The 14,016-nt window shown below is 72.4% G+C and carries 8 protein-coding genes; 6 read left to right on the top strand and 2 right to left on the bottom strand.

The window, feature by feature from the left end; genetic code table 11:
• Positions 1 to 135: 135 nt before the first annotated feature.
• Positions 136 to 930, bottom strand: coding sequence for a hypothetical protein (locus ACQPWW_RS24010; protein ID WP_433125707.1), 795 nt, complete (start codon positions 928 to 930; stop codon positions 136 to 138).
• 187 nt (positions 931 to 1,117) lie between these two features.
• On the opposite strand from ACQPWW_RS24010, the gene ACQPWW_RS24005 reads away from it, so the two are divergent.
• Entirely contained in the window at positions 1,118 to 1,933 is an 816-nt protein-coding gene (locus ACQPWW_RS24005; RefSeq protein WP_433125705.1) for a DUF3097 domain-containing protein, read from the top strand.
• Here ACQPWW_RS24005 and ACQPWW_RS24000 read toward each other — a convergent pair.
• Positions 1,914 to 2,528, bottom strand: coding sequence for a TetR/AcrR family transcriptional regulator (locus ACQPWW_RS24000; RefSeq protein ID WP_433125704.1), 615 nt, complete (start codon positions 2,526 to 2,528; stop codon positions 1,914 to 1,916). The genes ACQPWW_RS24005 and ACQPWW_RS24000 overlap by 20 nt on opposite strands.
• A gap of 120 nt (positions 2,529 to 2,648) precedes the next feature.
• Between ACQPWW_RS24000 and ACQPWW_RS23995 the strand changes: the two genes are divergently transcribed.
• The 5 genes from ACQPWW_RS23995 (at position 2,649) to ACQPWW_RS23975 (ending at position 14,005) form a co-directional block, all read left to right on the top strand.
• A complete protein-coding gene (locus ACQPWW_RS23995) occupies positions 2,649 to 2,783 on the top strand; it encodes an LPXTG cell wall anchor domain-containing protein (RefSeq protein WP_433125703.1) in 135 nt (44 codons plus the stop codon).
• Positions 2,780 to 4,267, top strand: a complete 1,488-nt coding sequence (locus tag ACQPWW_RS23990) for an MFS transporter (RefSeq protein ID WP_433125702.1) — start codon at positions 2,780 to 2,782, stop codon at positions 4,265 to 4,267. Before ACQPWW_RS23995 ends, ACQPWW_RS23990 begins: the two co-directional genes overlap by 4 nt.
• A gap of 24 nt (positions 4,268 to 4,291) precedes the next feature.
• A complete protein-coding gene (locus tag ACQPWW_RS23985; protein WP_433125701.1) occupies positions 4,292 to 5,242 on the top strand; it encodes an ATP-binding cassette domain-containing protein in 951 nt (316 codons plus the stop codon).
• Positions 5,239 to 5,979: a hypothetical protein gene (locus tag ACQPWW_RS23980; RefSeq protein ID WP_433125700.1), complete on the top strand. Its 741-nt coding sequence runs from the start codon at positions 5,239 to 5,241 to the stop codon at positions 5,977 to 5,979. Before ACQPWW_RS23985 ends, ACQPWW_RS23980 begins: the two co-directional genes overlap by 4 nt.
• A gap of 706 nt (positions 5,980 to 6,685) precedes the next feature.
• The gene (locus ACQPWW_RS23975) at positions 6,686 to 14,005 is read left to right on the top strand and encodes an SDR family NAD(P)-dependent oxidoreductase (protein WP_433125698.1); all 7,320 of its coding nucleotides are present in this window, start codon (positions 6,686 to 6,688) and stop codon (positions 14,003 to 14,005) included.
• Positions 14,006 to 14,016 lie beyond the last annotated feature (11 nt).

Here is a 14,016-nt window from a genome sequence, read left to right as displayed (position 1 = left end):
TTCCTGCGGGAGGCCACTACATCCTGGATCGAGCGCGATCATGCGTGGCGTGGCGCCGTGTGGTGCGGCGCGTGTGGCGTGCTGTGGGCGGCGCGGCGCAGCGTGGCGCGGTGTTCCGCCGCCGCGGGGGTTTCGTCAGGGGCGCAGTGGGGCGTTGCAGGCGGCCACCAGCGCCTGGCGGCAGGCAGTGGTGAGGGGGCGCAGAGCCGCGTCGCGCTGCTGGGCCTCGTAGTTGTTGATCGCGCCGCCGGGCGCGGCGTGCCCGGCCAACGCGAGCACCCGGTCGAGCACCGCGGCGCGGGCGAAGAGTCGGCGGGCTCGCGGGTCGAAGCCCGGTGGCAGGTCGGTGGCGCCGTCCGGGCGGCGCAGCGCGGCCAGCGCGCCGGCCAACTCGGGCCGCCACTGGGCCACGTCGAGTCGGGTCAGCGCGGCGGTCGTCTCGGCCAGCGCGGCGGCCAACTCGGCCTCCGCCTCGGCGGCGCCGGGCAGCGAGAGGGAGGCGGCGGGCGCGTTGGCCGGCAGCGGGTACACCCGCCAGAGCACCGTCTCGAAACAGTCCCCCGAACCGGAGGTGTGTGACCGCACCTGGGGGATCAGACCGAGCCCGCCGGCGACCACCGCCTCGCCCGTGACCAACGCCGCACCGGCGAAGTCGCCCGGGCCGGGCAGCCCCCGGGGGTCGCCCGGCGCGGGCAGCACCAGGCGGATGTCATCCGGGGAGAGCTTGGCCAGGGTGGGCAGCGCGGCGCCCAGCGGAACGTCGGTCCAGGTGCCGGGGGCGTCCGCGACGAGGTGCTCCTCGTCGCCGGCGATGGCGTCGGCGACCTCGTCGTACGGCACCAACCCGGCGCGCCACGCGCGCACCCAGGCCACGAACCGGCTCGACCGACGCGGCGTGAGTGTGGCCGCGCCCGTTGCGGGGGTGGACATGCCGAAAGGGTACGTGGTCCCGACCGGCCCTGTCTCGACTGCCGCTCCGGTCGCCCGGCCTGCCCCGAACTACCCTGTTCGCCCCGAATCTCGGCCCCGGCGTCAGATCTGCGGGTGTCCGGCGGTCGAGGTGAGTGGGCGGTGTGTCGGGGCCGGGGGCGGAGCCGCGGGGGTTAGCGTGATCGACATGGCGGGGCGATACGGCGACGACGTGTTGGCGGGAGACTGGCGGCGACGGAAGGTCACCCCCGAGGTGGACGCCGAACCCGATCTCGTCGTGGAGGATGCCGACTCCGGGTTCTGCGGCGCGGTGGTGGGTTTCGAGGCCGGCGCCGTGATCCTGGAGGATCGGCATGGCCGACGACGCAACTTCCCGCTACTGCCGGCGGCGTTCCTGCTCGACGGCCGCCCGGTGACGTTGCGCCGACCGAGCCGCGCGCCGGTGCCGGCGGCCCGTCGACGCACGGCGTCCGGTTCGGTGGCGGTGGACAACGTCCGCGCCCAGGTGGCGAAGGCCAGCCGGATCTGGGTGGAGGGCATCCACGACGCCGCGCTGGTCGAGCGGATCTGGGGCGACGACCTGCGGATCGAGGGTGTGGTCGTGGAGCCGTTGGACGGCATCGACGCCCTCGACGCCGAGGTACGCGGCTTCGGCCCCGGTCCGACCCGACGCCTCGGCGTGCTCGTCGACCACCTGGTGCCGGGCAGCAAGGAGAGCCGGATCGTCGCCCGGGTGAACTCGCCGTACGTGCTGGTGACCGGCCACCCCTACGTGGACGTCTGGCAGGCGGTGAAGCCGGCGGCGCTGGGCATCGCGGCGTGGCCGGTGGTGCCACCGGGGCAGCCGTGGAAGGAGGGCGTCTGCGCGGCCCTCGGGGTGGCCGAGCCGGCGGCGATGTGGCGGCACATCCTCTCCCGGGTGGGCAGCTTCGCCGACGTGGAGACGCCGCTGATCAACGCGATGGAACGCCTGATCGACTTCGTCACCGAACCCGCGGGCTGACCGGGCTGGGCCCTGGCGTGCCCTCGCTCACCAGCGCGCGGACCAGCCGGGTGACGACCGCCTCCGGGTCGGTCACGCCGCCGGTCAGCAGCAGGTGGTGCACCGTGCCCACGATGGCGAGCGCGACGGCGCCGCTGTCGGTGCCGAGGGGCAGCCGCCCGAGCTGTCGCTCCCGGTCGAGGTAGTCGCTGATGGAGGTGGTCACCTCGGGGAGCCCGGGGGCGCCCTCGGACATCACGGCTTCGACCCGGGAGCGCAGGGTGGGGCGGGCGATGACCAGGTTCGCGATGCCGAGTGTGCGGGGCTCGAACAGGGTGAGCCCGGCGCGGGTCAGGTTGCCCACCACGTCACCCGTGCCCGCCAGTGGCGGGAGGGCCGCGGCCTGCTCGGCCTGCTCGCGGAACCGTCGCACGATCAGCGCGGTGAGGAACCCCTCCAGGTCGCCGAAATGGCTGTGCAGGAGCCCGGTGGCGCAGTTTGCCTCGCGGGTGATCGCCCGTCCGGTGAGGGCCTGTGGCCCGTCTCGCAGCAACACCCGCTCGGCGGCGTCGAAGAGCTGTTCGCGCAGCTCGGGGTTGGCGATTCCGCGGGGCACGCCGGAAGCCTAACCCAGTGGGGTGAAACGTGACCCGTGCGGGCGCGCCCCGCTTGACAGGTATGAACACTCGCTCATAGCCTAATGAGCGCTTGTTCATTCTACCCGGGGGGCTCACCCGTGCAGCAGACCTTTCACCTGGTCATCGCGATTATCGGCCTTGTCGCCCTGCTCGTCTTCGGCGCCTTCCACCTCGTCCGGCGGCGTCGCAACGCCGGGGCGGGCGGCACCCGCGGCTCGGGGACCAAGCCGTGACGCTGCGGGATGATCAGCCGGGCCTCGCACCGACCGGCGCGGCGACGCCCGCCGGACCGGGCGCCGCGCGGCCGACCCCGTGGACCGTCCTGGTCGTCCTGGCCTGCGCGCAGGCCATGGTCGCGCTGGACGTCACAGTGGTCAACGTCGCGCTTCCCGCCATCGACGCGGATCTGCGCTTCGGTCCGGGGGACGTGCAGTGGGTGGTCTCCGTCTACGTGCTGGCCACCGGCGGTCTGCTCCTCCTGGGGGGCCGGCTGGCGGATCTGTTCGGCGCCCGCCGGGTGTTCCTTGCGGGGCTGATCCTGTTCACCGTGGCGTCGGCCGTGAGCGGCCTGAGTAACACCTCGGCGCTGCTTGTCGCGTCCCGGGCGATGCAGGGCGCGGGCGCCGCGCTGCTCTCTCCGGCGGCCCTGTCCATCATCGCGCTCGTCTACGACGGTGAGCGGCGGGCCAAAGCGCTCGGCGCATGGGGCGCGATTGCCAGTGGCGGAGCCGCGGCCGGTCTCCTGGTGGGCGGCGCGCTGACCACCTGGCTCGATTGGCGCTGGGCGTTCTTCATCAACCTGCCCGTCGGGCTGTTGGTGCTGATCCTGGTTCCACGACTGATCTCCCGGTCGCCCCGCGTCGCCGCCACCGGGCAGCTCGACCTGATCGGTGCCGTCGTCGGCACCGCCGCGTTCGCGGTCACCATCTACGGCATCAGTGACGCCGACCGACACGGCTGGGGCGCCACCCGTACCGTGCTCCTGCTCGCCGTGGGAGTCGCGCTGCTCGGTCTCTTCGCCGGGGTCGAACGACACGTCCGGCGCCCGCTCGTGCCGCCGGCGCTCTGGCGGCAACGAAGTCTCGCGGCCAGCACCGTCGGCATCTTCGGCGCCACCATCACCCTGGTCGGCGCGCTGTTCCTCGGCGCGTTCATGCTGCAGACGACGCTGCGGGCCTCCGCCCTGGAGACCGGCTTCGCGCTGCTCCCGATGGTGGTGGCGATCGCCCTGGCGGCCCACCTCGGGGGCGCGCTGCTCGGGCATCTCGGCCCCCGGTGGGCCAGTGCGGTGGGCCTCGCCGTGGCGGCGGTCGGGGCGCTGCTGCTGAGCCGTGCCACGACACCGGTCAGCTATCCGGCCGACATCCTTCCGGGGCTCGTACTGCTCGGTTTCGGCCTGGGGCTCAGCTTCGTCGTCTTCTCGGTCACCGCGTTGTCGGGCATCGAGGGCGATCGCGCGGGCAGCGCGTCGGGTCTCTACATGACCTCACACGACATCGGTGGCGCCTTCGGCGTGGCCATCCTCTCGTCTGCCGCGGGTGCCGTCTCGGGCGGCAGCCTGCTCGTCCTGGCGGGTCAGCAGCGGGGCTTCCTCGTGGCGGCGGGCGTGACGGCCGGCTTCGCGATCGTCGCGGCGCTGACCATGCCGGCCGGCCGCCCCGCCACCGGATCCGCGGCGGGTCTGCACGGCGGGCACGGCTTCAAACTTCACGGTTGATCCAGAGAGGCACGGCACGAAGCGATGAGCACAGTGCATGGCGATGGCACCACCGCGGCCGGCAACGGGATCCGTTGCGTCCGACTCACCAAACGGTTCAGCGACGTCGTCGCCGTCGACGACCTGTCGTTCGACGCCCCGATGGGCGCGGTCACCGGTTTCGTGGGGGCCAACGGCGCGGGTAAGACCACGACGATGCGGATGCTGCTGGGCCTGGTGCAGCCGACGTCGGGTGAAGCGCTGATCGACGGCCGGTGGCTGCGGGACATCCCGAACCCGCGGCTGACGGTCGGCACCGTCCTGGACAGTCCCGGCGCCCACCCCGGTCACACGGCCCGGGCGTACCTGGGCATCCTGGCCCGTGCCAGCGGGGTCCCGCAGCGTCGGATCGCTGAGGTGCTGGACATGGTCGGCCTGGGAGACTCCGCGCAGCGGCGGGTCGGCGCGTTCTCGCTGGGGATGAAGCAGCGCCTGTCGCTCGCGGCCGGGCTGCTCGGGGATCCGCGGATCATCATGCTGGACGAGCCGACAAAGGGCCTGGACCCGCCCGGGATGCTGTGGCTGCGCGGGCTGTTGCGCGACCTCGCCGCGGAGGGACGCTGCGTCTTCCTGTCGAGCCACCATCTGGCCGAGCTCGACGCGATCGCCGATCACGTGGTGGTGCTCCACAAGGGGCGGTTGATCGCCAAGGGCGGCCTGAGCGAGCTGATGAGCCGGCGGGGCCGCGCGGTCGTGGTCCGCAGCGCCCACAACGGCGTACTCGAACAGTTGGTCCGCGGTCGGGGTGGCAGCAGCAGCGTGGATCCGAACGGCGGGCTGCGGGTGGTCGGGCTGACCGCTCCCGAGGTCGGCGAGCTTGCCCTGGCCGGCGGCGTCGCGGTGCATCACCTCAGTGAGGAGCGGGCGGAGTTGGAGGACATCTTCCTCGAGCTGACCGCGTCGGCTGAGGACAAGGCCCTGGAGCGTGTCCGGTGAACCGTCTGCTCGGCAGTGAGCTCAGAAAACTCTGGGCGACGCCCACGATCTGGTGGCTGCTCGTCGGCACCACGCTGCTGGCCATCGCCTCCACCATCGGGGCGATAGTGCTTGCCAATGCCAGAGACGTCTCCCTGGTCAGCGAGGAGGCCCTCCGTGGAGACCTGCACTCGGTGGGCAGCGGCTCGATCCTTGTCGCGATCGCCGGGATCATCGGCATGGCGGGGGAGTTCCGGTTTGGGCAGGCCGACCAGACCTTCGTCTCCGAACCGCGGCGGGGGGTCGTGCTGGCCGCCAAGTTGATGCTCTACACAGTGCTCGGGGCTGTCTTCGGGGTGATCGCGGGCGCTGCCACCCTGGCCACCATGTGGGTCGCCATCAGCAGCGAGGGGCTCACGCTCCAGCTCGGCCAGTCGTTCATCTGGACGACCCTCGGTGGGGCGGTCGCGTCGGCAGCGCTGTTCGGGGCGCTCGGGGTGTGCCTCGGGGCTGCCACCAGGAACCAGGTCGTCGCGATCGTGGCCGCCCTGGCCTGGCTGATCGTCTTCGAGCCGATCGTCTTCGAGGCCTCCACCACAGTCGGCCGTTGGCTGCCGGGCGCGGCGGCCCAGTCCCTGCGGCGCATCCCGCAGGACGGGCTGCTCTCCATGGACACCGGCGCTGCGGTCTTCGGAGGATGGATTGTATTGATCTTCGTCTTCGCATATTTGAGAAATTCTCGCTCGGATATTGTCTGAAATCTGCTGTTGCGGCCGAGGTTTCGCGGGTTGTTCCTACCCGCGACGCCTCGGCTTTTTTTGGGCGTGCGTAAGAGACTGATCTGCGACTGTCTCAAGGTGTGAAATACGGCTACTTCCAGTGCGGACTATGCGTGCCGACATTCGTCCGGTTTGCCCTGGCGTCGGGTGTCTCGCAATTGCAAAGTATTTGCATTAAGGTCGTTGACCTCTTGTTTACAGGTCTCACTTCTTGACGTCGGATTGAATGCTCTGGCAATCTGGTGCGGACAAGTGATCCTCGGGGGAGGAGATCCAGCGATGGACAAGGATCATCATCAAAATTTCTGCCGGTCGCGCGGTCCGCGCTCGGGTCGCGCTGTCGAAGCGGGCCGCCTGAGCTGGTTCCGGCACGCCTGTGAGCTGCTGGTTCAGCCTTAATTGCAGCCCGGTTCCCGTTGCTGCTCCACGTGCCAGCGTGTGACGGGGGCGGGTGTGGCTCGTTGACAGTTGTCGCTCGTCATTCATTGATCGGCCGACGGCACCCTTTCCAGACGCGGCTTGCTGATTGTCGTCAGTGAGCGACGGTGCCCCGTATGTCCGCACTGGATGCTGCAATATTCATGGGGGAATCGTGTCTACTTTCGGCAGTCAGGGCTGCGATATTTTCGCGCTCGCTGAGATTGATCAACGCGTTGCGGAAAGTCCGGAAAAGCCGGCACTTGTCATGCTTGCCGACGGCGAGGACGAGGTTGCCCGACTAAGCTACGCGGAATTATCCGAGCGCTCCCGTGATTTCGCCCGCTACCTGCAGGAACAGCGCATGCGCGGCGAGCGGGTGCTGATCATGTTGCCGCAGAGTGTCGATTACGTCGTCGCCTTTCTCGGCTGTCTCTACGCCGGCGCGATCGCCGTTCCGGTATTTCCGCCGAGCGGCAGTCGCAACGGCGAGCGGGTGAGTTCCGTCGTCGCGGACTGCCAGCCCGCCCTGGCGGTGGTCACCGCCCGGCAGGAGGCGGCGATCCGCCGACAGCTCCCCGAGTCCTGCCGGACCCTCGTCCCCGCGGACGTGCTCGCCGAGGGGCTGCCGCCGCTGAAACCGGTGGCGCCGGTCGCGGACGACGTCGCCTACCTGCAGTACACCTCCGGGTCGACGTCGACCCCACGGGGTGTGATGGTCACCCAGGACGCCCTGGCGCAGCAGATGCGGCTCCTCGCCCGCGCCTGGCGGCTGGCGGACGACGAGGTGGTGGTGTCCTGGCTGCCCATGTTCCACGACTTCGGGTTGGTGGCCGCGACGATGTACTCGCTGGTCTCCGGGGCGACGAACGTGATGATGGCGCCTGTCGCGTTCGTCCAGCATCCGTTCCGGTGGCTCGACGCGATCAGCCGCTACCGCGCCGCCGTGACCTTCGGACCCAACTTCGCCCTCGACATGTCCTGTGACCGGGTCGATGACGACTCGCTGCGGACGCTGGATCTCACCAGCCTGCGCCTGCTCGTCGTCGGCGCCGAGCCGGTGCGGCCTCGGTCCCTGCGGCGCTTCACCGCGCGGTTCGGTGCGGCCGGGTTCCGCGCCGACAGCTTCAACATCGGGTACGGCCTGGCCGAGGCGACCCTCGCGGTCGCGCTCTCGCCGGCGGGGCAGGAGCCGACTGTCACCCGGTTCGACCCGGTCGAGCTTGGCCGCGGGCGGTTGTTCGAGGCGCCCGACGCCGGCGAGGGCCGGGAGTTGCCCGACAACGGGGACGGGCTGCTCGACACCGAGCTGCTGATCGTCGACCCGGACACCCGCCAACCCTGCCCGGACGGGCGGATCGGCGAGATCTGGGTGGCCGGGCGGACGGTGGCCGCCGGGTACTGGCAACGCGCCGACGAGACGGAGGCCGTGTTCGGCGGCCAGCTCGCCGACGGACGTGGGCGGTACCTGCGCACCGGTGACCTCGGTGCCCGGCTGGGCGGGCGCACCTACGTCACGGGCCGGCGCAAGGACGTCATCATCATCCGGGGCGTCAACCACTACCCCCAGGATGTCGAACTCACCGCCGCCGACGCGCACCCGGCCGTCGCCACCGACCGGGTGGTCGCCTTCGCCGTCGAGATCGACGGCGTGGAACGGCTCGCTCTGGTCGGTGAACTCACCCGGGCGACGTGGACGACCGCGGACCCGGACGAGGTGTTCACCCGGCTCCAGCGGGCCGTGGTCGAGGCACACGACATCAGCGTCGACGCGATGGTGCTGCTGCGGCCCGGTCAGCTGCCCCTGACCTCCAGCGGCAAGGTGCGGCGGCGGGAGTGCCGGCGGCAGTACCTCGCCGGTGAGCTGAGCGGGGTGCGCGCGACCTGGCAGATCCGGGAGGCCGAGCCGTCCGTTCCCGGGCAGGCCGCGGGGCGGACCAGCCGTGGCCGCGCCGACGTCGTCGCATGGCTGGTGCGTTGGGTCGCCGCGGCGCGCCGGACCGACCCCGCGACCATCTCCGTGGACGAGCCCTTCGGCGGTCTCGGCCTCGACTCGGCCGCCCTGGTCCGCCTCTCCGGCGAACTCGGCGTTGAACTCGGCATCCGGCTCTCCCCACAGGACCTCTACGACCACCCCACCGTCGCGCGCCTGGCCGGCGCGCTCACCGCGGAATCCGCTCCGCCGGCGGTCGCCCCGTCCCGGCCCGGACCGACCGCGCCGGCCGACGCCACCTCGGTCGCCGTGATCGGGATGGCCTGCCGGGTGCCCGGGGCCGACTCGGTCGAGGAGTTGTGGGAGCTGCTGGCCGGCGGTCAGCACGCCATCCGTGCCGTGCCCGCCGAGCGGTCGGCACTGGGTTACCGCTTCGCCGAGGGGACCGTCGTCCATGGTGGGTTCATCGACGGCGTCGACGCGTTCGACCCGATCTTCTTCGGCATCTCCCGGACCGAAGCCGACCGGATGGACCCGCAGCAGCGGGTGTTGCTCGGTGTGGTCTGGCGGGCACTGGAGGATGCCGGAATACCGACGGACTCCCTGGCCGGCAGCCGAACGGGTGTCTTCGTCGGTATCAGCGGCACCGACTACCGGCAGCTCCAGACGCGGGCCGGCACCGTTGCGACGGCGTACGACGGCACCGGAAACGCGCTGACTGTCGCCGCCAACCGGATCTCGCACCTGCTCGACCTGCGCGGGCCGAGCCAGGCGGTGGACACCGCGTGCTCCTCGTCCCTGGTTGCCCTGCACGCCGCCAGCGTGAGTCTGCGCCGGGGCGAGAGTGACATCGCCATCGTCGGCGGGGTCAACCTCCTGCTCGACCCCGCCCTGACGACGGGCTTCACCGCCGCGGGGATGTTGTCTTCCGAGGGCCTCTGTCGGACCTTCGACGCCGCCGCCGACGGGTACGTCCGGGGTGAGGGTTGCGCCGTCGTGGTGTTGCGCCGGACCACCGACGCGGTCCGGGCCGGCGACCGGATCCGCGCGTTGGTCCGCGGCTCCGCCGTCAACTCCGACGGCCGCAGCAGCACCCTCACCGCACCCAACGGACCCGCCCAGGAGGCGGTGCTGCGCGCCGCCCTGACGGACGCCGGGGTCACTCCGGGGCAGGTCGGTTACGTCGAGGCGCACGGCACCGGCACGCCCCTCGGCGACCCGATCGAGATGGGGGCGATCCGGGCGGTGTACGGCGGGCCCGCGTCCCAGCCGCTCCTGGTGGGATCGGTCAAGACGAACATTGGTCACCTGGAGGCCGCGGCCGGGGTGGTCGGCCTGGTGAAGACGGTGCTCTGCCTGGAGCGCGGGCTGGTGCCGCCGTCCCTGCACTTCACCCGACTCAACCCGTACATCGACCTGGCGGGGTCGCGGTGCTCCGTCGCGACCGAGCCGACCCGGTGGCCGGGCGACGCGGCGCAGCGGGCCGCCGCGGTGAGTTCCTTCGGCTTCGGCGGTACCAACGCCCACGTGGTGCTCTCCGCGGCGCCCCGCCGGGCACCCGTCTCGCCGGTCGGGGACGGGCAGAGCTGGTCGGTGCTTCCGGTTTCCGCCAAGACGCGGGACGCCCTGCGGCAGACCGCGCGAAGGTACGCGGAACTGCTCACCGACCCCGGTCTGGGTCGGACCCTCGCCGATGTCGCCCACGTCGCCGGTACCCGCCGGACCCGGTACCCGCACCGACTGGCCGTGCCGGCCCGCAGCGCGGGAGAGGCCGCCGACGCGCTCACCCGTTTCGTCGACTCCGGCACGGACCCCCTCAGCGGCGTCGCCCCGTCGGTCCCGCCGCCGGTCGCCTTCGTCTTCACCGGTCAGGGATCGCAGTACGCCGGCATGGCCGCTGCCTGGTACTTCCGCTACGCGTCGTTCCGGGCCGCGCTGGACCGCAGCGACGCGGTGGTCCGGGCCGAACTCGGGGTGTCGCTGCTGCCCACCCTCTGCGACGTGCCCGGGGACCGGGTGGACCTGGCCGAGACCCAGTACGCCCAGCCGGCGGTCTTCGCCGTCGATCACGCGCTCGCCAGCATCTGGCAGGCCTGCGGAGTGCATCCGAGCGCGGTGCTGGGGCACAGCCTCGGCGAGTACGTGGCGGCGTGTGTGGCCGGTGTGCTGGAGCTGTCGGACGCGCTTCGGCTGGTCATCGCTCGGGCCCGCTGGATGCAGACGGCGCCGCCCGGGGCGATGCACGCAGTGCACGGCAGCCCTGAGACGCTGGCGCCCCTGCTGAAGGAGTTGGCGGAGACCGACGAGGTGTCGCTGGCGGCGTACAACGGCCCCGAAGACGTCGTCGTGTCCGGTGAGCCCGGTCGCCTGGCCGAGTTGGCCGCCGACTGGTCCCGTCGGGGGGCCCGGCTCACCCGGCTCACCGGCAACCGGGCGTTCCACTCGCCGCTCATGGCGGAGGGCGCCGAGGAGTTCGCCGAGACGGCGCGGCGGGTCACCTTCCGGCCGCCGCGAATACCACTGATCGCCAACCTGACCGGTCAGCTCACGACAGCGGTGAGCGCCGACACCCTGGTCCGGCACGCGCTGTCCCCGGTGCGGTTCGGCGACGGGCTGGCGACGCTGGCCGGGCTCGGCTGCCGGGTGGTGGTCGAGTGCGGCAGCCGCCCGGTGCTGAGCCCGCTTGTGGAACGGGCGATGCCGGACGCGATCTGCCTACCCAGCCTGCACCAGGGCGACGTCGACGACGAGCGGTTCCAGCGTGGGCTGGCGTACTGGTACGCGCACGGCGGCGACGTGGACTGGACCGGGCTGCGTCGGGCGCGTCTCGGCCCCGACACCCCGGAACCCGCTCCGGTGGACCTGCCCGGCCACCCGTTCAATCCCGGCCGGCACTGGTTCACGACGCAAAGCCCGGAGCATCATCCGTTGCTCGGCCGCCCCGTCGAGTTGGCGGGCACCCGGCAACGTCGGTTCGCGGCGACGCTGCACCCGAAGGCAGTGCTCTCCCTGGGCCAGCACCGGCTGCCCGGAGGGCCGGTGCTGCCCGCCGCGGCGATGGTCGAATGGGCCCGGTCCGCTCTCGAGACGGGTGGGGAAACCACGCCCTGGCGCCTCGACGAGGTGGAGTTCGTCGCCGTCCGGCCGGTCCCCGAGGGGCAGCCGGTCGAGCTACAGGCGACGGTGGAGCCGACGTCCGACGGCTTCACGGTCCGTTGCTTCGGTCGCGGTGCCGGCGAGGACAGCTGGACGGAGCATTCCAGGTTGCGGGCCGCGCCGTCGCTCGGACCGGTCGCTGACGAGGCCGCCCCGGAGCACCCGGGCACCCAGTGGCCGGAGCAGGACGTCGCCGCCCTCTACGCCCGGCTGGACCAGGCGGGCCTGAGCTATGGACCCGACTACCGGGCCCTGCGCCGCCTCTGGCGACACGGGGACGAGGCGCTTGGCCTGGTCGAGCTGGCGCCGTCAGTGGTGGACGACGGGTACGGCCTGCACCCCATCCTGCTGGACGCCTGCCTGCACGTCGTCGGCGCGTTCGTCGGGCCGGACACACCGCTGATGCTGCCGGCCGCGATCCAACGGCTGGAGGTGGCCGGCCGGTTGCCCGCCGCTGTCTGGTGCCGGGCCCGCTGGCACGGATTCGACGACGGCGGGGCCGCCCGGGTCGACCTCACCGTGCGGCATCCGGACGGGACGCTCCTCGTGACGGTGACCGGCCTGGTGTTGCGGCCGATCAGCGAGCGGCCCGGTCGGCGGATCCCCGAGCGGTACGACATCACCTGGCAGCCCGTCGCGTCGGTGGGCGGGAAGGCCAGCATCGGCGCGGTGCCCGTCGACGCCGAGGTCGCGGCGGCTTCCGGCACCTGGCTGGTCGCCGGTGTCGATGCCGACGTCGTCCGCACCTGGGGCACCCAGCTGCGCGCCCTGGGCGGGGACGTCACGGGCCTGGTACTGAACGCCGACGGTCGCGCGCGCCTCGACGGCGAGCCGGCGGACGAGGCGACGGCGAGCACGGTGTCGCGACTGGCCGAACGGGTCCGGGCACGCCAGGGCCGGGTCGCTGGGGTGATCCTGCACGCGGACGGCGCCGACCTGCCCGGTGACGAGCCGGAACGGACCGAGGAGCTGGCCGACCGGACCTTCCTCTTCGTCCGGGCGGTCCTCACCGAGCTTGCCGCAGACCAACCGCGGCTGGTGCTCTGCTCGGTCGGCGCAACCGGTCCCATCGGTCCGGTCGCTCCCGACCTGCCGGGCACGGCGGTCGCCGCCCTGGCGCGGTCCGTCGTCGTGGAGTACCCCGACCTGGCCTGTGTCCACGTGGACCTGCCGCAGGCCGGGCCGGTGCCTGCCGTGACGACAGTGCTGGCCCTGTTGGGCGACGGCGAATCCGGGCACCTCGCCCAGCGGGACGGCCGTTGGTACCGCGCCGCGCTGGTCCGTTCCCCCCTGCCCGACCACGCGCCGGTCAGGCTGCGGGTCGACGCCACGTACCTGATCATCGGTGGGTTGGGCGGGCTCGGCCTCGCCACGGCCTGTCGATTCGCCTCGTGGGGCGCGCGGTGTCTGGTGCTTGCCGGGCGGACGCTGCCCGCCGCGGTGCCCCCGGAGGTGGAGCGGCTCCGGCGCGCCGGGGTACGGGTCGAGCTGCGTCGACTGGACGTCGCCGACGGGCCGGCGGTGGTGGCGTTGCTGGACGAGGTGCGGCGGACACTGCCCCCGGTGCGTGGGGTCCTGCACGCGGCTGGTTCGACGGCGGACGCGCTGCTGGCGGAGATGGCGACGGATCGCTTCCACTCGGTGCTGCCGGCCAAGGTGCGGGGGTCCTGGAACCTGCACCTCGCGACCACCGAGGATCCGCTGGACCTCTTCGTGACGTTCTCGTCGTTCGCCGCCGTCACCGGCTCGGTCGGGCAGGCCAACTATGTCGTCGCGAACGCTTTCCTCGACGGCCTCGCCCGCTGGCGCCAGGCCCGTGGCCTACCCGCCCTCAGCATCGGCTGGGGCCCGTGGCGGGAGCGGGGGCTCGCCGCCCGTGCCGACGTGCTGACGAGCCTCGCGGACCGGGGGGTCGGCGCACTCGACGACGCGGACGCGCTCCGGGCGCTCGACGCGCTGCTCGGCGCGGCGGACGCCCCGACGGTGGCGGTGGCCTCGGTCGACTGGTCACGCTTCGTCGGCGCGACCGGCCATCCCGGTCGGGACACCCTGCTGGCCGAGCTGGCGCCGGCCGCCTCCGCGACCCCCACCGGGCAGGAGCCCCTCGGGCCCGGCACGGCCGCCGTGGTCCGCCAGCAGCTCGCCCAGCTGGCCGTCGAGCAGCCCGGTGCGGCCCGGGACGCCGTGCTGGCCGCGCTCCTCGACCTGGTCGCCGAACTGGTCGGCATGAGCGAACGGGACCGCGCCGACCTTCGGCCCACGTTCCCCGCCACCCGGCTGAACTCCCTCGGGCTGGACTCGCTGATGGCCGTCCGGCTGCGCAACCGCCTCCGGGCGGATTTCGCCACCGATGTGCCGCCGCGCCTGCTGCTGGGTGGCGGATCCGTGGCGGAGGTCGCCGGCCTGATCTGTCGGCAGATCGTCGTACGCCACGTGATGACGCTGGCCGACGAGTCGACCGGCGCGGAGGACGGCGACGTCGAGGTGCTGACCCTCTGATCGCGACCCCA

The organism is Micromonospora sp. CA-240977 (assembly GCF_050942285.1).
Lineage (GTDB): Bacteria > Actinomycetota > Actinomycetes > Mycobacteriales > Micromonosporaceae > Micromonospora.
Note: the sequence above shows the minus strand (reverse complement) of the source record. Positions and strands in the feature narration are given on the sequence as shown.